At 65.1% G+C, this 22,485-nt stretch carries 20 protein-coding genes and 1 tRNA gene; 2 read left to right on the plus strand and 19 right to left on the minus strand.

What is annotated here, in order from left to right; all coding sequences use genetic code 11:
• Positions 1-6: 6 nt before the first annotated feature.
• The 11 genes from ACUJB0_RS27730 to ACUJB0_RS27780 all read right to left on the minus strand — a co-directional run bounded on the left by ACUJB0_RS27730 (position 7) and on the right by ACUJB0_RS27780 (position 12,432).
• Complete coding sequence (locus ACUJB0_RS27730) at positions 7-1,254, minus strand: polysaccharide pyruvyl transferase family protein (protein WP_444848070.1); 1,248 nt, start codon at positions 1,252-1,254, stop codon at positions 7-9.
• Positions 1,255-1,284: 30 nt separating this feature from the next.
• Positions 1,285-1,974, minus strand: a complete 690-nt coding sequence (gene epsI / locus ACUJB0_RS27735) for an exosortase-associated protein EpsI, B-type (RefSeq protein ID WP_444848071.1) — start codon at positions 1,972-1,974, stop codon at positions 1,285-1,287.
• Positions 1,971-2,873, minus strand: a complete 903-nt coding sequence (xrtB, locus tag ACUJB0_RS27740) for an exosortase B (RefSeq protein ID WP_444848072.1) — start codon at positions 2,871-2,873, stop codon at positions 1,971-1,973. Before xrtB ends, epsI begins: the two co-directional genes overlap by 4 nt.
• Positions 2,873-3,745 (minus strand): chain length determinant protein tyrosine kinase EpsG, encoded by an 873-nt coding sequence (epsG, locus tag ACUJB0_RS27745; RefSeq protein WP_444848073.1) that lies wholly within the window; start codon positions 3,743-3,745, stop codon positions 2,873-2,875. Before epsG ends, xrtB begins: the two co-directional genes overlap by 1 nt.
• Before the next feature lie 15 nt (positions 3,746-3,760).
• Positions 3,761-5,170, minus strand: coding sequence for a chain length determinant protein EpsF (gene epsF / locus ACUJB0_RS27750; RefSeq protein WP_444848074.1), 1,410 nt, complete (start codon positions 5,168-5,170; stop codon positions 3,761-3,763).
• Positions 5,171-5,238: 68 nt separating this feature from the next.
• A complete protein-coding gene (gene epsE / locus ACUJB0_RS27755) occupies positions 5,239-6,027 on the minus strand; it encodes a polysaccharide export protein EpsE (RefSeq protein ID WP_444848129.1) in 789 nt (262 codons plus the stop codon).
• A gap of 41 nt (positions 6,028-6,068) precedes the next feature.
• Complete coding sequence (locus tag ACUJB0_RS27760; RefSeq protein ID WP_444848075.1) at positions 6,069-7,055, minus strand: EpsD family peptidyl-prolyl cis-trans isomerase; 987 nt, start codon at positions 7,053-7,055, stop codon at positions 6,069-6,071.
• A gap of 130 nt (positions 7,056-7,185) precedes the next feature.
• The gene (locus ACUJB0_RS27765) at positions 7,186-8,568 is read right to left on the minus strand and encodes an undecaprenyl-phosphate glucose phosphotransferase (RefSeq protein WP_444848076.1); all 1,383 of its coding nucleotides are present in this window, start codon (positions 8,566-8,568) and stop codon (positions 7,186-7,188) included.
• Between the two features lie 7 nt (positions 8,569-8,575).
• Entirely contained in the window at positions 8,576-9,829 is a 1,254-nt protein-coding gene (gene epsL, locus ACUJB0_RS27770; protein WP_444848077.1) for an XrtB/PEP-CTERM-associated polysaccharide biosynthesis outer membrane protein EpsL, read from the minus strand.
• 54 nt (positions 9,830-9,883) lie between these two features.
• Entirely contained in the window at positions 9,884-10,546 is a 663-nt protein-coding gene (locus ACUJB0_RS27775; protein ID WP_444848078.1) for a CAAX prenyl protease-related protein, read from the minus strand.
• A complete protein-coding gene (locus ACUJB0_RS27780; RefSeq protein WP_444848079.1) occupies positions 10,543-12,432 on the minus strand; it encodes an ATP-binding cassette domain-containing protein in 1,890 nt (629 codons plus the stop codon). Before ACUJB0_RS27780 ends, ACUJB0_RS27775 begins: the two co-directional genes overlap by 4 nt.
• 184 nt (positions 12,433-12,616) lie before the next feature.
• Here ACUJB0_RS27780 and ACUJB0_RS27785 point away from each other — a divergent pair, with 184 nt between their 5' ends.
• Both ACUJB0_RS27785 and ACUJB0_RS27790 read left to right on the plus strand, forming a co-directional pair.
• Positions 12,617-13,351 (plus strand): hypothetical protein, encoded by a 735-nt coding sequence (locus ACUJB0_RS27785; protein ID WP_444848080.1) that lies wholly within the window; start codon positions 12,617-12,619, stop codon positions 13,349-13,351.
• A 57-nt stretch (positions 13,352-13,408) separates the two neighbouring features.
• Positions 13,409-13,483: transfer RNA gene (locus ACUJB0_RS27790), tRNA-Arg, on the plus strand.
• 5 nt (positions 13,484-13,488) lie between these two features.
• Here ACUJB0_RS27790 and ACUJB0_RS27795 read toward each other — a convergent pair.
• The 8 genes from ACUJB0_RS27795 to ACUJB0_RS27830 form a co-directional block, all read right to left on the minus strand.
• Positions 13,489-13,878: a RidA family protein gene (locus tag ACUJB0_RS27795; RefSeq protein WP_444848081.1), complete on the minus strand. Its 390-nt coding sequence runs from the start codon at positions 13,876-13,878 to the stop codon at positions 13,489-13,491.
• Entirely contained in the window at positions 13,878-15,041 is a 1,164-nt protein-coding gene (locus tag ACUJB0_RS27800) for an acyl-CoA dehydrogenase family protein (protein WP_444848082.1), read from the minus strand. Before ACUJB0_RS27800 ends, ACUJB0_RS27795 begins: the two co-directional genes overlap by 1 nt.
• Positions 15,041-15,895 (minus strand): enoyl-CoA hydratase family protein, encoded by an 855-nt coding sequence (locus ACUJB0_RS27805; RefSeq protein WP_444848083.1) that lies wholly within the window; start codon positions 15,893-15,895, stop codon positions 15,041-15,043. Before ACUJB0_RS27805 ends, ACUJB0_RS27800 begins: the two co-directional genes overlap by 1 nt.
• 11 nt (positions 15,896-15,906) lie before the next feature.
• Complete coding sequence (locus tag ACUJB0_RS27810) at positions 15,907-16,440, minus strand: MarR family winged helix-turn-helix transcriptional regulator (protein ID WP_117014685.1); 534 nt, start codon at positions 16,438-16,440, stop codon at positions 15,907-15,909.
• A gap of 14 nt (positions 16,441-16,454) precedes the next feature.
• Positions 16,455-17,411 carry an SDR family NAD(P)-dependent oxidoreductase gene (locus ACUJB0_RS27815; protein WP_444848084.1) on the minus strand — a complete coding sequence of 319 codons (957 nt, stop codon included), beginning with the start codon at positions 17,409-17,411 and terminating at the stop codon, positions 16,455-16,457.
• A 4-nt stretch (positions 17,412-17,415) separates the two neighbouring features.
• The gene (locus ACUJB0_RS27820; RefSeq protein ID WP_444848085.1) at positions 17,416-19,854 is read right to left on the minus strand and encodes a bifunctional salicylyl-CoA 5-hydroxylase/oxidoreductase; all 2,439 of its coding nucleotides are present in this window, start codon (positions 19,852-19,854) and stop codon (positions 17,416-17,418) included.
• A gap of 10 nt (positions 19,855-19,864) precedes the next feature.
• Positions 19,865-21,508, minus strand: a complete 1,644-nt coding sequence (locus ACUJB0_RS27825) for an AMP-binding protein (protein ID WP_444848086.1) — start codon at positions 21,506-21,508, stop codon at positions 19,865-19,867.
• Between the two features lie 90 nt (positions 21,509-21,598).
• The gene (locus ACUJB0_RS27830) at positions 21,599-22,315 is read right to left on the minus strand and encodes a response regulator (RefSeq protein ID WP_444848087.1); all 717 of its coding nucleotides are present in this window, start codon (positions 22,313-22,315) and stop codon (positions 21,599-21,601) included.
• Positions 22,316-22,485: the final 170 nt, after the last annotated feature.

The following is a 22,485-nucleotide window of genomic DNA, read 5'->3' on the forward strand; positions in this document are numbered from 1 at the left end:
TGCTCGCTATGCCGTGGTCATCAGAGTCTGCAGCAATTGCGCGGATACACCGGCACGCTGTTTCCATTCCGGCAAGCGACCGGCCAGCTGCGCACGTATGGCTTCGGCTTCGGTTTCCAGCAGCGTCAGGTGGGCCGACAGGCTCGCCTTGGTCACCGCCGGCGTTTCCAGCACAAAGCGCAAATGGCCGAACAAGTCCTGGTTGATGCCCTTGGCCTTGATGCTGTAGGCGATCGAGGTGGTCGGCACGCCCTGCGACAGCGCGGCCACGGTCGCGTGGGTACGCGCGCCCATGAAGTAGGTGCAACGGCGGATGACGTCCTTCAGCTGCGCCGTATTGAACGTCGGCGGCAGGATATCAATGCGGTCGGCGCCCAGGCCGGCCGCCCGCACTTTGGCCAGGATACCTTTCATATAGGCCGAATCGCTGTTTTCAACGGCGCCGTCGAGCGGATCCACATGAGGAATCAGCAACACATTGAGCGAATTCTGGCGCAGCGTCGCGACCAGGAAAGCCACCACCTCTTGATCCAGTTCATCCTTGTTTTCCGCCGTATCGCGGAATTTCCGGATCAGCGGGCTGACATTGAAACCCAGCACCGGCCGGCCGGCTTCCAGCAGCGCGGTTGGCGCGCTCGGCGCCGCCTCAAAATCGAGCACGAAGGCAGGGTCGGCCACCAACTCGACCCGCTCCACCCCGAGCTTTTGCAAATATGCCAGGCTGGACGTTTCCCTGACGGTGATCAGATCGAAACGCTTGAGGAAACGCGCCATGCGCGCCTCGGCCGAGGGCGATTTGGTGAACGGGCCCACCGAGCCGGCCCACAACACGGCCGGCTTGCCGGCGTCCATTGCGGCCTCGCAAATCCGCACCCAGTAATACAGCGACTCCAGACCGTAGTCGAGGGAGATGATGTCGCCGCCGGTCATGATCAGCACATCGCTGGCGTCCAGCGCGCTCTGCGTGGGCGCACTGAGGCGGAACGACGGCGGCCTGCCCTCGATGCCGCGCCACAGGCGGCGCGCCCGGCTCCACCAGCGTATCAGGCCGGGCATGGGCTCGGCGGCGATAAAGCGCACCCCGTGGTTGGCGGCATCCGGCCATTGCGGCGCATCCTCCAGCTGCTGCGCGGTCGGCACCAGGAACTGGGCGTCCGGCATACGCTGGCGTATGGTTTTGACACTGGACCGTATCAGCGCTTCGCAACCGCGATTGCCAAAGTTAGTCTGTCCCGCAAAATAGATTGTCGGCATGGTGATATCGTAGTCAGAGTTAAAGGCGAGTTATTCCGCGGCCCCCATCAGGCGCGCGGCAACCGCTGGCGCAAGATGAGGTTCCAGATCGCGCACAAAGCGATCGTGCAATTGGTAGGCGTGCGCCGTGTCGGTGTCGATCGACGAGACCCGGAACAGCAAGCCATCGGGAATGATGCCCTCCAGCAGCCCGTAGCGCATTTCAATCAGTTTCTTGCGCATTCCCCCGGTCACGACCGCCTGCCCCACGGTGGTCCAGTACGTCACAGGCTCGAAGCGCTGGTTCGACAGGTTGGTCTCGAGGCGCTTGACGGGCAAAGCGCGCCGCGTGGTACGCAACACATCCGGCACGAGCGACATGAGCATGAAGCCCTGCGCCGGATAGCACACTTCCGGGTAATGCACTTGCATGGTATCGGTCTGGTCGCCACCATAGGCGATCGACAGCATGATGCGTTCTCCCTTGCTGTTGACGTAGGTACGCGACAAGGTCTGCGAATAAATCTGCTTCAGCACGCGGGCGGTCTCCGGGTTGATGACCGCCGCCCCCATGTCACGCTCCTCGCGCCAGTCGCCGAAACTGGCCGGCACGGCCTGCTCCAGCACCAGCGGGGCGGAAGTCTGCGCCAGGTGCACGGTCGGCGTCAATACCTTGGCGCCTATGGCCGACGCCACCATCACGCTGGCGAGCGCCAGACTATTTATCCAGGCTTTATTCATGCCGTCACCTTCGCAGGCGGCGCGACACCACCACGTACGCGCGCTATCCACTGCAGCAAACTATCGAGTCCGATAATCAACGTCAACGCGCTAACAAACAACACCATGCCGGCAAAGCCGTGCAGGAAACCCTGCCCCGCCGCGTCGCCGAAGTAATAGGTGATCAAGGTCAGGGTCATGACGCGGATCACGTTCGCGGTAAACGAAATCGGGATGATCAGTATCGCCAGCCCGATGTTGCGCAGCGGCGCCGTGTGGCGCACCACGTTCAGATAGAACAGCCCCAGCGACTCGAGCGTCAACAGGGTCTGCAATCCGGCGCAGGCGTCCGCCACCAGCAGCTGATACTGGCCGATCTGCAAGATCACGCCGGTCCGCGCGATCGGATAGCCCAGCCAGTACAGCACGTGCTCGGTTACGTACGAGACCGCCATCTTCATCGGCATGGTCAGCGCGCTGACCAGCGCCCCCGGCAGCGGCACCATGAACAACATGAAGAAAAATGCGAACCACATGATGGCCAGGCTGCGTGCGCCCAGATACAGCCAGACCAGCACGAACAACGTGACGATGAAGGAACCGATCTCGAAGCTGAGGATGCCCTGCGAGCGGCCCAGCAGGTATAGCGTCATCGCGAACAGCAACAACGCCCAGGCGGCAACGCGTTGCCCGCCTGTGGCAGGCCGCGCCTGCGCCCGCACTTCCGGCCACTTGCGCACCATCAGCCACAACGCCAGCGCCAGGATGATGGGGCCGTGCGCCTGCTCCTCCGTCGTCCACACGCCGGTCAGCAGTCCATAAAAGGTCGGAATGTAAAGCGCAAGGAAGCCCAGTACCATGGGCAGCAGCGTGACATCGACCGGCGGCAGGAGCCGCCCCGATTTCTCTGCCTGGATCATTAAAAGTCCACGAGTACCGAACCGACCACCTGGGCGCCACCGTGCGCCATCTGCTCGCTCAACTCCTGGAGCTTGTCCAGCGGCGTCTTGTTCTGGCGCGCCACCAACAGCACCCCGCCGGCACGCGCGGCGATCGCCAGCGAGTCCGAGCCGGCCGAGTACGCCGCGCAGTCGTACAGCACGACATCGAAACGGCTTTCCAGCTGGGTGTTGACATTGCCGAAGGAGCTACGGCTGAGCAATTCCTGCGGGTTGGGCGGCTGCGTGCCGGCGGTCAGCACCGACAGGTCGACAAACGCCGGCACCTTGGCGATGACATCGAGTTCGGCGCGACCGGCCAGCATGTCGGACAAGCCCTGGCGGCCGCTGACGTCGAAAATTTCGTGCTGACTCGGGGTGCGCAGATTGGCGTCGACCAGCAAGGTCGACTCGCCCAGCTGCGAGAACACCACCGCCAGATTGGCGGCAAACATGCTGGCGCCATCGCCCGATTCGACGCCGACGATCACCAGCGCCTTGCGGCCACGGGCGAACCAGCGCAGCATCAGCTGGCTGCGCACCGCGCGCAGGATCTCCACCTGCGGACTGAAGGGCTGGTACGCCGCCACCAGGTGGGTCGAGTACTTGCCCTCGCCCGCCTGCAGGTAAGGATAGTCGAACTGCCGCGCCAGCACTTGCTGGATGTCGGCCTCCGTGATCAGGCCCAGGCGTTGCGCCGCTTCGCCGAAGCGAATGCCCAGCTCCTTTTGCATGCGCAGCACGCGCTCCGCGCTTTCCGGCGTGATCTTGCCGGACTCGAGCAACAGACCGCCGATGCTGGAATCGCCACGCGCTGGCGTAGCGACCGGTTGTACAGGGATAGGGTGATTCATAGGGGCATCCATGGTTTAGTTTGCGCCGAGACGACGCGGCGAGAACAATTTCAACACGGTCTTACGCTTGTGCGTGGGCTGGCTCCAGGAGATCGCCCCCAGCACCGGCACCGAGGTCAGCGAGGCCAGATCGTCGCGCGAGCGCACGCGGCGGTCCATCATCTCGGCCAGGACACCGAAGCCGACGCCCAGCAAGGTTCCCAAAAACACCGACAGCACGGTGTTCAAGACCACCTTGGGCGAGGACGGCTCGGCCGGCGGCGTGGCCGGGTTCAGCACGGCGATGTCGGACTGGTCGGACTGGCCTTCGATCTTGGTCTGCGAAAAACGCAGCGAGGCGTTGTCGAACGCGCGCTGGGCGCTCTCGACATCCTTGGCCAGCACGTTCATCTCGTCGCGGGTACGGTTCAGTTCCAGCACCTTGTTCTTCTGTTCCTGCATGGCGCTGCGGATCGCCGCCTCGCGCTGCTGCAGGATGGCGGCGTTGTTGCTGACCGAGTTGGAGGTGGCTTTCAGCGCCTCGCTCAGGTCACGGCGCAGCTTTTCCACTTCCGCCTTGGCCGCCACGTATTGCGGGTGATTGGCCTGCAGGCGCTGGCCCATTTCGGCCAGTTTGCCTTCGGCGTTGCCGAGGCCGATCTTGAGGTTCTGGATCAGCGGATTGGACGCCACGTCAGGCGACTCGACACCGCTGCTGCCCTGTGCCATGCGCTGGCGCGAGGTCGCCTCCATCAACTGGCCCTGGGCGATCACCAGCTGGGCCGACAGATCGTTCAAGCGGTTCGACTCGACGTCCAGGCGGTTGTCGACGCTGACAATGCCGTGTTCCTGCTGGTACTTCGACAGGCGGCTTTGCGCCACTTCAACGTTGTCGCGCAGCAGTTTGGTCTGGTCGTTGAAGTAGGCGGCCGCCTTTTTCATCGGCTCCACCTTCAACTGGATGTTGACCTTCTGGTATTCATCGGCGAAGGCATTGGCGACGGCGGCGACGAATTGCGGGTCGGAGCCCTTGAAGCTGATGTCGACCACGCTCGATTCGCGCGACGGCACGATGTCCAGCTTGCGCAGCAGCAGATCGGCGAGCCAGTCGCGCACGGTGCCCTTGCCGTCCGTGTCGCTGTTGAACTGTTCGATCACGGCCGGCGAATTGGCCAGCTTGAGCGTGTCAACCACGCGCAGCGCGACGTTCTTGCTCGAGATGATATCGATCTGCGTCGCCATGTAGCCAGGCAGCAGCTGGCCAGGCATGGTCATGCCGGTCAACGGGTCGACCCCTTTGTAGTTCATCACCAGCGAACTGGTGGCCTTGTAGGTCTTCGGCAGCACCAGGCTCACCACGACGGTCACCAGCACGGTGACCAGCAAGGTGGTCAGCACTATTTTCTTGCGAGCCCTCAATACGAGCAGGAGGTTGGCTAAGTCCATTTTTGCACCCTCAAATACTGAAAAAAATTATCGTTCGACGTCCGGCGCGGGACGCCCCTCCCGCACGCTTAGAAGATGCTTTCCCGCACGTAGACCACGTCGTCCGCCTGCAGCAGGTCGTCCTGCTTGGCGTCGATCACCTGCAGCTTGCCATCGGCGCCGCGGCGCTTGATGCGCAGGCCGCGCTCGGTGCCGCGCGGGGTCAGGCCGCCGCCGGTCGACAAGGCCTGCAGTACCGTCATCGAGCGCTCCAGGCGGAAGGTGCCAGGACGCTGCACTTCGCCGTAGATATAGAACCGCGGCGCGCGCTCGACAAACAGAACGTCGTTGCCCTGCACTTCGTAATCCTGGCCCAGCTCGCCCGCGCGCACCATCTGGATCACATCGATCACTTCACGGGTGGTGGTGCCGTTGCGCTTGCGCAGCAGGCTGACCGTATCGCCGCCGTCCACCGCGATGCCGCCAGCCAGCGCCAGCATGTCCAGCATGCTGCGCTTGCCGTCGATCGGGAAGCGGCCGGGGCGGTTGACCTGGCCCAGCACCGACACTTGCTGGCTTTGCTGCACGGTCACGATGATATTGACCTGCGGCTTGCGCAGGAAGCCGCCGCTTTCCAGCAGGCCGGCGATCTTGCTTTCAGCCGCCGCGGTCGACAGGCCGCCGATCACCACCGGCCCGATCAGCGGGAAGGTGATGGCGCCGCTGTCGTTGACGCGGGTTTCCAGGCTCAGGTCGGGATTGTTGTACACCGACACCCGCAGCACATCGCCGGCCCCCAGCAGCACTTCCGCCGCGCCCGCCATTTGCATGGCCAGCGCCAGCACCATTCCCACCAGCCACATCGCATATCGTTTCATCATTCAGATCCCGGTTATATATGTGCGTAATTAAAAGAACATCACTTCAGACCCGCGGCGCCGCGCTCGGTCGACTCGTTGATCGCCGGCTTGGCGGCCTCGGGTGCCGAGGCGGCGGGCGCCGCGGCGGCGGCCGCGGCGGCTGGAGCGTCGGCGCCTGGCGCCATCTGCTTGTTCAGATACTCGATCTTGGCGGCCGCGCGCAAGCGCGCCACTTCGGCGGCGGCCGCTTCCTTGTTCTTCTGGTTGAACAGGAATTGCTCGATCTGCGGGGCGGCCGCTTCCTGGGTCACCGGACGGTCCTTGATATCGGTCAGCACGATCAGCAAGCTGCGCTCGCCTTCGCGGACGATGAACAACTGATTTTTCGCCATGGCCAACAGCTTGGCCGACAGTTCCGGCGGCAGGTCGGCGCTGCTGCGCGACAGCTGGCCCCGGCCGAACTTGACCTGATGCGATTCCATCCACGCCGCCACCTCGTCGAGCGACTTGGCGCTGTCGATGACGGCCTTCAGCTCAGGCGTGACATCCTTGGTCGCCAGCACCAGCTGGCGCATGTCGAACACCTTGTTATTGGCGAAAAACGCCGGATGCTTGGCGTAGTAGTCGGCGACCTCGGCCGGAGTAGGCTTGGCCACGCTGGTCATGTGTTTCTGCAGGTAGGCCTGGGCCAGGATCATGGCCTTGGCGCGCTCGATCGACTGCACCACCCGCGGATCGCGGTCGAGCTTTTCCTTGACCGCTTCGCCGGTCAGCAACTGACGCTCGATCAAGCTGTCCAGCAACTGCTTGCTGGCGGCCTGCTGTTGCGGCTGCGGCACATTGGAACGCTGCAGCTCCTCGTTCAACTGCAGCACGGTGATCTCTTCGCCGTTGACACTGGCCAGCGACTGGCCGGGCGCCTTGTTTTTCTCGCCGCACGCGCCCAGTGCCAATCCCAGCAGCACCACCGCCACGACGGAGGGCCATTTCGCTGTCGGCGGGACGGCGGCATGGCGTTGACCAACTTTGTGTAATTTCTTTAGCATGTAGGATCCCAAGTATTGAATTGCTGCACTGCACACAGTCCGCCGATACGGGCATCAGTATGGGTTGCACTCTTCAGATTGTCAATATGATCAACATCATTAACACCAAACCATCGTTTTGGCGGCGCGCTCAATGCGCGTTCTCGCGTTTCAGCACCACCTGCACGGTGCGCAACACGATCCATAAATCCAGCCACAGCGACCAGTTGCGCAGGTAATCGAGGTCGTAGCTGACCCGCGCCTCCATCTTGTCCAGCGTTTCGGTTTCACCGCGCAAGCCATTGACCTGGGCCCAGCCGGTGATGCCGGGCTTGACTTTATGGCGCAGCATGTAACCCTTGATCAGCTTGCGATATTGCTCATTGTGCGTCACAGCATGCGGGCGCGGTCCGACTATGCTCATCCGGCCCTGCAGCACGTTGATAAATTGCGGCAATTCGTCGAGCGAGGTCTTGCGCAGGAAGGCGCCCAGCGGCGTGACCCGCTGGTCGTTCTTCTTGGCCTGCACCACCTGCGCGCCATCCTCGGCCACCGTCATCGACCGGAACTTGTAGACGATGATCTCCTCGCCATACAAGCCGTAGCGGCGCTGGCGGAAAATCACCGGCCCCGGCGACGTCACCTTGACGGCGATGGCGATGGCCAACATGAGCGGCAACAGCAGTATCTGGATGATGGAGGCAAGGATGATGTCGCTGGCGCGTTTGACCGTGCTGTTAAAGCCGGTGAACGGCGACTCGCAGATGGCGATGACCGGCATGCCGCCGACGTTGTCGAAGCGCGCCTGCATCAGGTCGAATACATAGATATCGGGCAGGAAATACACCGAAGCCGTGGTGTCCTGCAACTCGTCGAGCAGGCGGCGGATGCGCGGCTGCGCGGAAATCGGCTGGCTGATGAAAATCAAGCGGATGCGGTGCTCGCGCACATACCCGGCGATGTCGGCCATGTTGCCCAGCACCGGCTCGCGGCGCGCGGCCGGCCAGCGGTCCGCCGTGCGGTCATCGAAGAAGCCGCGCACCTCCATGAACATGTTCGGGTTGCGGGCGATGGTGGCGGCGAACTTGACGCTGACGTCATTGACGCCAATGATGATCACCGAGCGCACCTCGACCTCGCCCGACTCCGAGGCCAGCATGCGGCGCGCGGCCAGGTGGCTGGCCAGCAGGATGAACGGCGTGATCAACATCCAGGTCAGCACCACGGCGTAGTCGAAGTACGCCTGGAAACCGCTGACCTTGCCCAGCGCCGCCAGCAGCAGCGAAGTCACCACCCAGCTGACGATGACGTCGCGCGCATAGGCCAGCAGGCGGCCGCTGCGCCAGGTGCGGTACGGGTCGACATAGGCGAACACCGAGGTCGAGATGAAAAACGCCAGCACCGCCAGGATCAACAGGTAGCCGGAAAACGGCACACCATATCCCAGCGCGCACACATACAACATCCCCATGATCAACAGGGGATCCAGGACACGCTGAAAGAAAGAGATCAGAGGTACATCGTTAACGGTCATGTTGTATTCAGAATTGCGCGGTGACGTTGAGTGAAATGCCGTTGGCTTTATAGCTGTTGGTGCCGACAAGCACATTGCCGGTACGGGACTCATGGTAGCCGCTGAGATCGAGGCGCAGCTGCTTGAGCGGGGCATAGCTCAGGCCAACCGAGGTGCTGCGCATGGAGTCATTCAGGTCCAGGCCCGCGGTGCTGACGCCGGGAATCGCGCTAAAGCCGCGCCGCTCGGTGCGGGCGCCGGCGGTGGCGCTGACCTTCGAGCTCAGCTCGTACGCGGCGTTGACGCTGACGCCCTTGTTCAGGCTGCTGTTCAGCACGCTGCCCTCGACAGCGGCGAACTCGCGCCAGACCGTGGTGTTGAGCTGGAGTTTCGCGCGCGGCATCCAATCGTAGACCAGGCGACCGTTGAAACCCGACTCGTCGCGGATCGAGAACACGGCGTGCTTGCGGCGCACATAGCCCCCCAGGAACTGCAGCCGGGACGCACCGCTGATCACCCAGTTGACATTGGCCTTGGCCTCGTTCTGCTCATATCCGTTGTCGGCGAAGAAGGAGGTGAAGCCGTTGCGGTCCACATAGGTCCCGGTCACGCGACGCAAGCGCACGCCGACTGAACTGGTCGTGCTCGGCAGGTAATCCACGCCGGCCTCGGCGATATCCTCGTTGCGGTTGTTGAATTTTTGCGAAGCGAGGTTGTACAGGTAGCGGTCACGCGACCAGGCCGAGCGCAACTTCCAGCTTGGATGCAGCAGCCAGGCGCCGTCAAAAAACTCGCGGCGGTGCACCCGCAGGTTACGTTCGGCGACGTGGAAATCGACATACGGCGCCAGCGTCTCTGAATAGTTGGCGCCGATGTGTCCCTCGAGGTGATTGTAGATGTGCCACTCCAGCGTACCCTCAGCCTCCTTGCCGTTGTAGTTGAGCTGGTCATAACGGTCGAAGGTGACCCTGGTCGCCTTGAGCCGCCCGGTCAATACCTGGCGTCCGATGGGCCGCTCCAGCAGCAGGCCCGCTTCCACCGATTTGTAGGTATCGCTTCGCTCGCCCTGCGCATTATCGGCAAGCCGCAGCAGGTTATCGTCGTGATTGATCGACGCCAGGGCGTACGGATGAACGGTGTCGCTGATTTGCGCGGCGGCTGGCAGCGCGGCGGCACCGACCACGCATAAAGTAGCCAGGCGGAGCATCCCGCGGAGGGCGAGGTCCGGTGCAGGCAGTTGTTGGATGATATCGTTCCGGGTCTTGTCGAATTTAATATGCATGGAGCCTGGCATCATGGATGAAATATTAACAGAAGGGACAAACAATTGACAATACTACCAGTAAATCCATGACCCGGTCGCAATTATCCAAGCACCCAGCAGCCCATTGGTGACGCAATGGGCTACGATGGGCGCCCAGATATTACCAGTGCGCCGGTACAACCACCCGTACGATAGACCGGCGACCACGCCGGCCAGCCATAAATCATGTTCCACGCCAAACAGCACGGCGGTGATGGCGGCGGCGCGCAGGCTGCCGCTGGCCGGCGCCAGCTGCAGGAAATCAGGCCGGTCGAGCCAGCGCAGCAGATACGAGCGCCAAAACAACTCTTCCATCAGCGGCACCACCAGCGCCGCGCCGGCCAGCCGGGTCAACGCCAGCCCCCAGTTGATGTGCCCGTCATCGCGCGGATCGAAGCCGGCTGACTGGCCGACACGCATCCAGCCCGCATCCAGGTTAACCCACAGCACCAACACCAGCACGCCGACCGCCGCCGACAACGCCAGCACGCCGGCACCGGGCCGCGCCAAGCGCAGCTCGCTGTAATGGCGGCGCCAGCACCACAAGGCCAGCGCCACCACGCCGATCTTCACCGGATACAGCCAGCGCAGGCCGGTGGCGCTCCATCCCATGCGCCCAGCCAGGTCCGCCACGACGATGAACGCCATGTACAGGAAAAACGGCGCGATACGGTACAGCGCTGCCCGCTGGATCACTGCCGCGCCTCGATGGCTTCCCATTTCTCCAGTGCGGCCATCAACTCCTGCTCGATTTCCGCCACCCGGGCGTGCAGCCGCTTGGCTTCAGCCGGCGTTTTCTTGTAAAAATCCGGATCGGACAACTGCCCGGCCAGCACGCTCTGCTCGTCCTCCAGGGCGGCGATCAGCTGTGGCAGCTCATCCAGCTCACGTTGCTCTTTATAACTGAGTTTCTTTTGTTTGGCCACATTTGGTTGCGCCACGGCAGCAGGCGCCGGCTTGGCCGCCGGCTTGGGCGCGGCCGCGACGGTGTCGCGCACGCGCTCCCAGTCGCTGTAACCGCCGACGAATTCACGCCAGTGACCCTCGCCCTCGGCCACGATCACCTGGGTGACCACGTTGTCGAGGAAGGTACGGTCGTGGCTGACCAGGAACACCGTGCCCTGGTACTCCTCCAGCAACTCTTCCAGCAATTCCAGCGTCTCGATATCGAGGTCGTTGGTCGGTTCATCGAGCACCAGGCAGTTGGCTGGCTTGGCAAACAGACGCGCCAGCAACAGGCGGTTGCGTTCGCCGCCGGACAGCGACTTGACCGGCGAGCGCGCGCGCTCCGGCGCGAACAGAAAATCGTTCAGGTAGCTCATCACGTGCTTGCGGGCGCCGTTGACCTCGACCCAATCGCTGCCGGGGGCGATGGTTTCCATCAGGTTGGCCTCCTCGTTGAGCTGGGTGCGCATCTGGTCGAAATACGCCACCTGCAGCTTGGTGCCCAGTTTGGCGACGCCGCTGTCCGGCGCCAGCTCGCCCAGGATCATTTTCAGCAGCGTGGTCTTGCCGGCGCCGTTGGCGCCGATCAGGCCCACCTTGTCGCCGCGCAGGATGGTGCCGGTGAAATTGTTGACGATGACGCGCTCACCGAAGCGCTTGCTGACATTTTCCAGTTCCGCCACGATCTTGCCGGACCGTTCGCCCGACGACACTTCCAGCTTGACCTGGCCCTGCTGTTCGCGGCGCGCGGCGCGCTGCAGGCGCAGCGCTTCCAGGCGGCGCACGCGGCCCTCGTCGCGCACGCGGCGCGCCTTGACGCCCTTGCGTATCCAGATTTCCTCCTGCGCCAGCACCTTGTCGAACTTGGCGTTCTCCACCTCTTCGTTTTCCAGCTGCTCGGCCTTGCGCGCCTGGTAAGTGGTGAAATTGCCCGGGAACGACAGCAGGCGGCCGCGGTCGAGCTCGATGATGCGGGTGGCGACGTTATCCAGGAAGGAACGATCGTGGGTAATGAACAACACGCTGCCCTTGAAGTCGCGCAGCAGGCCTTCCAGCCACATGATGGAGGTGAAATCCAGGTGGTTGGTCGGTTCGTCGAGCAGCAGCACGTCGGGCGCCGACACCAGCGCGCGCGCCAGCGCCACGCGCTTCTGCATGCCGCCGGACAGGGTCTTCATCAGCATGTCGCCGCCCAGGTTCAGGCGGTCGAGCACGGTTTCGACCTTGTTCGGCAAGCTCCAGGCGTCGGCCGCGTCCAGCAAGACCTGGACGTCGTGCATACGCTCCATGACGGCGTCGTCGTTGCCCTGGCCGAACTGGCCGGTCAGCGCGTCGTATTCCTTCAGCAGATCCTGCAGCTGGCCCATGCCCGAGGCCACCGCGTCGAACACCGTCATCTCCGGATCGAACACCGGCTCCTGCTCGACGTAGGCGATCTTGATGTTTTGCTGCATGACCAGCAGGCCGTCGTCCAGCTTGAAGCGGCCGGAAATGATTTTCAACAGCGAGGATTTGCCGGTGCCGTTGCGGCCGATCAGACCGACACGCTCTCCGGTTTCGAGAGAGAATTCAGCATGATCGAGCAGCGCGACGTGACCGAACGCAAGTTGGGCGGAAGAAAGGGAAATGACAGCCATAAGAATGTGGGAATGCCCGGCGGCGGCGCGGATCAAGCAGCGCGGCCTGGCCGGAGGATTGAAAGAAGCAGTATTGTACCGGCAATGCCGGGCGGCGGGCATATTCTGTCATGTCATACTGGCATCGCGACCGCCGATCGGCTAAGCTGGGGCCTACGCCATTGCCTGCCCACACCGTCCAATCATGCGCCGCCACCGTCCCGTACGTCCAGTCTCCCGCCAGAGCGGCGCCGCCCTGCTGCTGCTGGTCGTCATGCTGGGCGTGGGCTCGGCGGCGCTGCTCCTGCACCTGTTCGGGGGCGAACACGGCGAGGGGGCGCGCGAACGCCAGACCCAGGCCATGCTGGGCGAAGCCCGTGAAGCGCTGCTGGGCTATGCGATGACCCATGGCAGGCTGCCGCGGCCGGCCGTGTCCGCGCTGGATGGCACCGAAAATCCGGCGGCCTGCGCGACAGCGGAGGACTGCAACGGTTTCCTGCCCTGGGTGGCCCTGGGCATCGGCGGCAGCGATGGCTGGGGCAAGCGCTTGCGCTACAGCGTCACGCCGGCCTACACGCGGGCGCCCGTGCTGCAGCAATACAGCGTGGCCGACAAGGTGGTCGTCAGCCGCGACGGCCAGGGCCGGCCCTTCTTCCGCATCGGCCAGGCGCACTGCAGCACCGCGGCGCAGTGCTCGCCGGCGGTCATCTTCTCCAGCGGCAAGAGCAACCCGGCCACCAGCGTGCAGGGCATCGCCCAGCTGAATCCATCGCTGACCAACGTCGACGAACAGCATAACTACGCGGATATCAACGCTTTCGTCAGCCGGCCGCCGGCCCGCGATCCGGCCCTGCCAGGCGGCGAGTTCGATGACCTGGTGGTATGGCTGCCGCTGCAAACACTGTATGCCCGGATGAACATCGCCGGCGTCTTGCCCTGAGAGGGCGGCGGTCGGCTATAATGGCGCCCGGCCGCCCGCAAAGCGCGGCCTGGCGTCCTCCCCGTAGCACAATGGATAGTGCACATGCCTCCTAAGCGTGGGATACTGGTTCGATTCCAGTCGGGGGGACCAATCGACTACGGCACCACCGCCGTCACCTCGATCTCCACCTTCGCCCGGTCCTCGACCAGCCCCGCCACCTGCACCGCCGTCATGGCCGGATAGTGGGCGCCGATGATCTCGCGGTAGGCCGCGCCCACCTCCTTGTAGGCGCCGACATATTCCTTCCGGTCCAGCACGTACCACGTCATGCGCACGATGTGCTCGGGCCGCGCGCCGGCCTCGGCCAGCACCTCGACCACGTTCCGCAGCGCCTGGCGCACCTGGCCGGCGAAGTCGTCGGTGTGGAACACGCCCTGCCCGTCCCAACCGATCATGCCGCTGACGCAAACCAGGCGCCCGCTGGCGGCGACGCCGTTCGAATAGCCACGCGGCCGCGCCCAGCCCGGCGGTTGAAGAAATTCCATCATGCTTCCTTAGTGTTGGCCGCGCGCAGCAGTTCGCGCGCGATGATCAGTTGCTGGACCTCGGTGGCGCCCTCGTAGATGCGCAGCGCGCGGATCTCGCGGTACAGCCGCTCGACCGGCTGCTCGCTCACCACGCCCAGGCCGCCGAACATCTGCAGCGCGGCGTCGATCACCTGCTGCGCCGTTTCAGTGGCCGTCAGCTTGGCCATCGCCGCCTCCTTGGTCACGTTGCGCCCCTGGTCGCGCTGCCAGGCTGCGCGGTAGGTCAGCAGCGCGGCGGCGTCGATGCCGGTCGCCATCTGCGCCAGCTTGGCCTGCGTCATCTGGAAGTCGGACAGCACCTGGCCGAACATCTTGCGCTGAGTGGCGTGCGCCAGCGCCTCGTCCAGCGCGCGCCGCGCGAAGCCCAGCGCGGCCGCCGCCACCGAGGTGCGGAACACGTCCAGCGTGGACATCGCCACCTTGAAGCCCTGCCCTGCCTCGCCGATGCGCTGCGTGGCCGGCACGCGGCAATCGCGGAACACCAGCCGCGCCAGCGGATGCGGGGCGATCACCTGGATACGCTCGGCGATCTCGAAGCCCGGCGTATCGGCATCGACGATGAAGGCAGTGATGCCGCGCGCGCCGGGCTGCTCGCCGGTGCGCGCGAACACCACGTAGAAATCGGCGATGCCGCCGTTGGAGATCCAGGTCTTCTCGCCGTTGAGCACATAGTGGTCGCCGTCGCGCACCGCAGCGCACTGCATGGCGGCGACGTCGGAACCTGCCTGCGGCTCGGACAGCGCGAAGGCGGCGATGGCCTCGCCGCGCGCCACGCGCGGCAGGTAGGCATCGCGCTGGGCCGCCGTGCCGTGCAGGCTGATGGCGCCCGAGCCCAGGCCCTGCATGGCGAAGGCGAAATCGGCCAGGCCGTTGTGGCGCGCCAGCGTTTCGCGGATCAGGCAGATGGCGCGGGTGTCGATGCCCGCGCCCTCCGCGCCGGCGATGGCGTGGTGCAGCCAGCCGCCCTCGCCCAGTTGGCGCACCAGCTGGCGGCAAGCCGCATCGACGTCGGCTTCATGCTGCTGGCCGATGTGCTGCGCGGCCCAGGCATCGAGCTCACGCTCCAACTGTGCATGGCGGGCGTCGAAGAATGGCCATTCAAGGTAGGTCTTGTCGCTCATCAGTCGCCTTCGAATTCCGGTTTTTGCTTGGCCACGAAGGCATGGTAGGCGCGGTGGAAATCGTTGGTCGCCATGCAGATCGCCTGCGCCTGCGCTTCCGCCTCGATGGCTTCGTCCACGCCCATGTTCCACTCCTGCTGCAGCATTTTCTTGGTCATGCCGTGGGCGAAGGTCGGACCGTCGGCCAGGCCTTGCGCGAAGGCGCGCGCCGCGTCGAGCAGCGCCTCCGGTTCCTGCAGGCTGTTGAAGAAGCCCCAGCGCTCGGCCTCCGCGCCGGACATCGAACGTCCCGTGTACAGCAGCTCGGCCGCGCGGCCTTGGCCGATCACGCGCGGCAGCAAGGCGCAGGCACCCATGTCGCAGCCCGCCAGGCCCACCCGCGTGAACAGGAAGGCGGTCTTGCTGCGCGCCGTGCCGAGGCGCATGTCCGACGCCAGCGCCAGGATCGCGCCCGCGCCGGCGCAGATGCCGTCGACCGCCGCCACGATCGGCTGCGGGCAGGCGCGGATGGCTTTCACCAGGTCGCCCGTCATGCGCGTGAAGGCCAGCAGGCCGGGCATGTCCAACTTGGTCAGCGGGCCGATGATGTCGTGCACGTCGCCGCCGGAGCAGAAGTTTTCGCCGGCGCCGGTGATGACGATGGCCTTGACGTCGTCCGCGTAGGCGAGCGCGCGGAACAGGTCGCGCAGCTCGGCGTAGGAATCGAAGGTCAGCGGATTTTTGCGCTCGGGGCGATTAAGCGTCAGCGTGGCGACGCCGCCGCTGACTTCAAACAGAAAATGGCTGGCCTGGTAATCGGCCAGCGCGGAGCGGTTGCCGGGCAGTTGCTGCGCTTCGCCGGGAAGATATCGCATGGTGTGGTTCCTTATTTTTCGTCCGAGGCGTTCAGGTGCTGCTTCATCTGCGACAGCAGGTCGATCAACTGGTTCTTGTCTGCGCCGGACATGTCCTGCAGCAGCTCGGCGATCCAGCCTTCGTGTTCGGCGGCCATGGTGGCGAAGGCCTTGCGGCCGGCCGCCGTCAGCTTCACGCTGTAGGCGCGGCCGTCCTTCGGGTCCGGCACGCGCACCACCAGTTTTTCCTGCTCCAGCTGGTCGGTGATGCCGGTGATGTTCCCGCCGGTGACCATCATGCGCTTGGACAGCTCGCCCATGCGCAGGCCTTGCGGATAGCGCTCCAGCTGCGCCATCAGGTCGAAGCGCGGCAAAGTGATGCCGAAGCTGGCGCGCAGCCGGCTGCGGATTTCGTTTTCGATCTTGACGGTGCAGGACAGCATGCGCAGCCAAAGCTTGAGCGATTGATGGTGGTCCTGCGTCAGGCGGCTGGCCAGGTCGAGCACCGGCGCCTCACCGTTTTCGATGGGGTTTTGATTGTCGTCGTTCTCTGAAAATGGTGGCATAGCTTCCTCGTGCTTCACATTACTTCGCCGCCGGCGACGGCGACGGATTGTCCATTCATGGCGCCCGCTTCGGGCAGACAAAGCCAGGCCACGGCGCTGGCGACTTCCTCGCTTTGCACCAGCCGCTTCTGCGGATTGCCGGCGGCCAGTTCGGCGCGCGCTTCGTCTTCGCTGCGGCCGGTCTTGGCGACGATGTTGGCGACCGCCTCGCGCACGATATCGGTTTCCGTGTAGCCGGGGCAGACGGCGTTGACCGTCACGCCCTTGGTGGCTACCTCCAGCGCCAGCGCGCGCGTCAGGCCGACCACGCCGTGCTTGGCGGCGACGTAGGCGGACACGTAGCGATAGCCCACCAGCCCCGCCGTCGATGCGACGTTGACGATGCGGCCCCACCCTGCCTCGATCATACCGGGCAGCGCGGCCTGGGTGCAGTGGAAGGTGCCGGTCAGGTTCACGTCCAGCATGCGCTGCCACAGCGCGGCGTCGGTCTTACCGAACGGTGCAGGGGCGGCTTGGCCGGCGTTGTTGACCAGGATGTCGATGCGGCCGAAGCGCTCGACGGCGCCGGCAAAGCCGCTGCGCACGGATGCCTCATCGGTCACGTCCAGCACCTGCATGGCGACCGCGCCACCCGAGGGCGCGGCGATGGCGTTCATGGAGTCGACGGCGGCCACCAGCGCCTGCGCATCGCGCCCCGCCAGCGTGACGCGCGCGCCGCGCAGCAGCAAGGCCCGCGCGCAGGCGGCGCCAATGCCGCGCGCGCCGCCTGTCACCAGTGCGTGCTTGCCGCTTAGCGGCAGGCCGGCCGTGCCGGCTCCGGCACCTGCGCCCGTGCCCTGGACTGCGCCGACGCCTGCGACCGCGCTGCCCCCGGCGCCCGCGCCTGCGCCAGCCGCTGCGGGTGTGCCGGCCAAGGCGGAACCCGGCGCCAGGTAGGCATCGCGCGCCGAGGGTTTTCTGGCTTCGCTCATTGCCTCATCCTTCCAGCAGCTTGGCCGCGACCTGCTGCGGCGTGAGACCGGTATTGGCAGCCGCCAGCTGGCGTTCGCGTTCGAGATTGCGTTCCAGCTGCTGCTTGGCCGGCAGGTACTGCTTAGGCCAGGCGACGCCGGAATAGCCGATCTTGGCCGCCTCCGCCAGCGTCCATGCAGGGTTGGCCAGGTGCGGGCGACCGACGGCGCACAGGTCAGCGCGGCCGGCGGCGATGATGCCGTTCGCGTGGTCGGCCTCGAAGATCGAGCCGACGGCGATCGCGCCTATGCCGGCCTCGTTGCGGATGCGGTCCGCGAACGGCGTCTGGAACATGCGGCCATAGACCGGCTTTTCCTGCTTGCTGACCTGGCCCGACGAGCAGTCGATCATGTCGGCGCCGGCGGCCTTGAACAGCCGGGCGATCCGCACCGCATCGTCCGGCGTGATGCCGCCTTCAACCCAGTCGTGCGCGGAGATGCGCACGCTCATCGGTTTGTGCTGCGGCCAGGCGGCGCGCATCGCGGCAAATACGCGCAGCGGATAGCGGCAGCGGTTTTCCAAGTTGCCACCGTATTCGTCGGCGCGCTGGTTGGTCAGCGGCGAGATGAAGGACGACAGCAAATAGCCATGCGCGCAGTGCAGCTCCAGCCAGTCGAAGCCCGCGTCGTCGGCTGCCAGCGTGGCGCGCACGAAGTCGGCTTCGATGCGGTCCATGTCGGCCTGCGTCATGGCGCGCGCGGTTTGCGATATGCCGGCCAGGTACTGCTGCGGCGAGGCGGAGACCAGCGGCCAGTTGTCCTTGTCCAGAGGTTGGTCGATGCCGTCCCACATGGCGCGGGTCGAGCCCTTGGCGCCGGCGTGGCCCAGTTGCAGCGCGATCCTGGCGTCGCTGTGCTGGTGGACGAAATCGACAATGCGCTTCCAGGCTTGCGTGTGCTCCGGCGCGTACATGCCGGGACAGGCCGGCGTGATGCGCGCATCGGCCGATACGCAGGTCATTTCGGCGAACACCATCGCCGCGCCGCCCAGTGCGCGCGCGCCGAGGTGGGCCAGGTGATAGTCGCCGGCGACGCCGTCCACGGCGCTGTATTGCGCCATTGGCGAAACGACGATGCGGTTTTTCAGAACGAGGTCGCGGACTTTGAAGGGTGTGAACATCGGCGGCGGCGCCGCGTGCGCTGGCGCGAGGCCGGATTGCGGCAGCGGCGACTGCTGGCCGGATCGCGGCGGCGCCAAGCCAGTTTGCGCTGGCGGCATACCGGCCTGTTCGCAAGCGCGGTCGGCGAACCAGCGCTCGTAGTCCGCCACGTACCCCGCATCGCGCAGGCGCAGGTTCTCGTGCGACAGGCGCTGGCTGCGCGTCAGCATCGAGTACGCAAACTGCGGCGCTTCCATCGCCGTGTAGCGCTCGACGTTCTCGAACCATTCCATCGAGTTGCGGGCCGCGCTTTGCAGCTTGATGACCTCCACCGCCCGCACAGACTGATACGCCTCCAATGCGGCGGCGGCATCGGCGTGCTGGCCGAAGCAGCGCGCCAGTTCGATCGCGTCCTCCAGCGCCAGCTTGGTGCCGGAGCCAATCGAATAGTGCGCCGAGTGCGCGGCGTCGCCCATCAGCACCACCGGCACATCGCCGTTCCAATGCACCCACTGGCCGCAGACGATGCGCGGGAACTTGATCCACATGCCGGAGCCGCGCAGATGCGCGGAATTTGACATCAAGCCGTGGCCGTCCAGCTGCTCCGCGAACAGCTGCTCGCAGTACGCGATGGACTGCTCCGCGCTCATCTCCTCCAGCCCTGCCGCGCGCCACACCGATTCCGGCGTCTCGACGATGAAGGTCGAGGTGTCGCCGTCGTACTGGTAAATGTGCGCCTGAAACCAGCCGTGCTCCGTCTGTTTGAAGGCGAAGGTGAAGGCGTCGAACTTCTTGCGTGTGCCCAGCCACACAAAGCGGCACTGGCGCGCCTCGATCTGCGGCTGGTAGCTGTCGGCGTAGCGGGTGCGGGTGCGGCTGTTCAAGCCGTCGGAGGCGATCACCAAGTCCGCGCCGTAGCGCGCGGCGATCTCCTGGTCGTCCGCCACCTCGGTCTCGAACACCAGCGACACGCCCAGCTCCTCGCAACGCTGCTGCAGGATGTTGAGCAGGCGCTTGCGGCCGATGCCGCAGAAACCGTGGCCGCCGGACGTGACCTTCTCGCCCTTAAAGAAAACGTCGATATCGTCCCAGTGGTTGAACGACTGCAGGATCGCGCGCGCGGTCGGCTCGTCGGAGTTCATCAGGTTGCCCAGCGTCTGGTCGGAGAACACCACGCCCCAGCCGAAGGTGTCGTAGGGACGGTTGCGCTCCACCACCGTGATCTGGTGGGATGGGTCCTGCTTCTTCATCAACAGGCTGAAATACAGGCCGGCGGGGCCGCCGCCTATGCAAACGATATTCATGCGGTTCTCTTTATTCGGTTCGCAGCTTGAAGCGCTGCAGCTTTCCGGTTTCGGTACGCGGCAGCGCCGCCAGGTAGCGGATCGAGCGCGGATACTTGTACGGCGCGATCTGCCCTTTGACGAACTCCTGCAACTGCGCCGTCATTTCCTCCGACGCCTCGTGGCCCGGCTTGAGCACCACATGCGCCTCGACAATCTGGCCGCGCTCCTCGTCCGCCCTGCCGGTCACGCCGCATTCGGCCACGGCGGGATGGCGCAGCAGCGCGTCCTCCACCTCCGGCCCGGCGATGTTGTAGCCGGCCGAGATGATCATGTCGTCGGTGCGCGAGCGGTAGTAGAAATAGCCGTCGGCGTCCATCTCGTAGGCGTCGCCGGTGAGGTTCCAGCCATTGAGCACGTAGTCGCGCTGGCGCTCGTCGGCCAGGTAGCGGCAGCCGGTCGGCCCCTTCACCGCCAGCCGGCCGATCACGCCCGGCCCGACCGGGTTGCCGTCGTAGTCGAGGATGCAGGCCTGGTAGCCGGGCACCGGCTTGCCGGTGGCGCCGGGCCGTATCTGGTCGCCGGAGGCCGAGATGAAGATGTGCAGCAGTTCGGTCGCGCCTATGCCGTCGATCATCGCCAGCCCGGTGGCCTGGCGCCAGCTCTCGCGCGTGGCCAGCGGCAGCGCTTCGCCGGCGGAGACGGACTTGCGCAGGCTGGCGATATCGTACTTGCCGGCCAGCGGCGCCATTTGCCGGTAGAAGGTCGGCGCGGTGAAGCACACGGTGGCGCGGTATTTTTCGATCGCCTGCAGCAGCGTTTCCGGCGTCAGTTTTTCCAGCAGGACGGCCGTCGCGCCCACCCGCAGCGGGAACAGCAGCAAGCCACCGAGGCCGAAGGTAAAGGCCAGCGGCGGCGTGCCGATGAAAATGTCGTCCGGCTGCGATCCCAGCACCGAGCGCGGGAAGCAGTCGCAGATCGCCATCACGTCGCGATGGAAGTGCATGGTCCCTTTCGGTACGCCGGTGGTGCCGGAGGTGAAGCTGATCAGGCAGACGTCGTCGGCCGCCGTGTCCACCGCGTCGAAGCTGTCCGGCTGCGGCGCCATCAGCGCCTCCAGCCCACCGTCGGCGGCGCCGAACCACAGCGTTTTCGCCTTCACGGCGGCGGGCAGGTCCACCGCTTCCATTTCGGCGCGCAGGCTGTCGGCGCACAGCACGGCGTTGATCTCGGCCTTGGCGGCGATGGTGCCCAGTTCGCGCGCACGCAGCAGCGGCATGGTGGGCACCGCGATACAGCCAGCCTTGAGCACCGCCAGGATGCAAGCCGCCATCATCGGATTGTTCGCGCCGCGCAGCAGCACGCGGTTGCCCGCCTCCAGCCCCAGCGCGCCGCGCAGCACATGGGCGATGCGGTCGACCTGCTGCTGCAATTGGGTGTAGGTCCAGCTGAGATATTCGCCGCGGATGGCGACGTGGCCGGCCGCGCCGCCGGCCAGCGCGCCGTCGAACAGCGCCGCCACGCAATTGAGGCGCGGCGGGTATTGCAGCTCGGGCAGGTCGAAGCGCAGCTCGGGCCACAACGCCGGCGGCGGCAGGTGCTCGCGCGCGAAGCGGTCGGTGTGCGCGCTGTCGTTGCTGGTGACGGAGGTGCTGCTGACTGAGGTGCTGGTCATGGTCGCCCTGAAGTTGGAGGTCGTTCGGTAGCCGCTGCTCACGCAGCAGATACTTTAAACCTAAACTATATCGGCATCAAGTGCTATCGCTCAGGCGGCGCCGCTCTGCCGTACCAGGCCGGATTGATGGATCACGGCGCGCACCACGTCGGCCAGGACGGCCTGCACCGCCTCGTTGGACAGCTTGCCGGGCGCGAGGCTCTTCAGCACAGTGGCCGCACCGTCCAGCCCCAATGTGACGCAGCCGGCGTGCAGGCGTTCGACGCGCGCCTGCGCCTCCTGCTGCTGCCCCTTGGCCAGCAAGGCTTCCAGGTCGCCGGTGGCGACGGTCAGCTGGTTCTGGAATCCGCTCAGGTAGACCAGCAGGCGCTCGGCGTTGATGCCCAGCCGGCGCAAGGTGGCGGCGGGATCTTCCGCGTGGTGGTCGTAACCGCTGGCCGCCTGGTCGAGGAAATTGACCAGGTGGATCCGGACCTGCTCGGCCTGGAACGGCTTGACGATGTAGCCGGCCGCGCCGGCGTTGGTGGCTTCCTGCACGGTGTCCTTGTCGTTGGCCGACGTCACCAGCACGAAGGGCATGGTGTTCAGTTCCGCATGCCCCTTCACGCGCTGCAGCAGCTCCATGCCGGACAGGCGCGGCATGCGCAGGTCGCAGAAGCAGATCGCAGGACGCAAGCCGTCTTCCAGCTGCCGCCAGGCGTCCGCGCCATCTTCCGCTTCGACGATATCGAATTTTCCGCAGCTGTCGATCAGGTGCATCAACACCATGCGCGAGACGACGTCGTCGTCGACTACCAAAACTTTCATGAGACTCCCTGTGCCCTTAACGACTACTTTAGTGTGACCTCAGTACGGCACTTAGCAGCGATATTACATGAAAAACAGGGTCAATATGTCCTGGACATCGAAGGATTTGTGCGAATTACGTCAGCTTACGAAGTGCTAGTGGACTGTAACGCTTAAATTGGGAGCGAAGG

It is taken from the genome of Duganella caerulea, from assembly GCF_040362985.1.
GTDB classification, from domain to species: Bacteria; Pseudomonadota; Gammaproteobacteria; order Burkholderiales; family Burkholderiaceae_D; genus Rugamonas; species Rugamonas vulcania.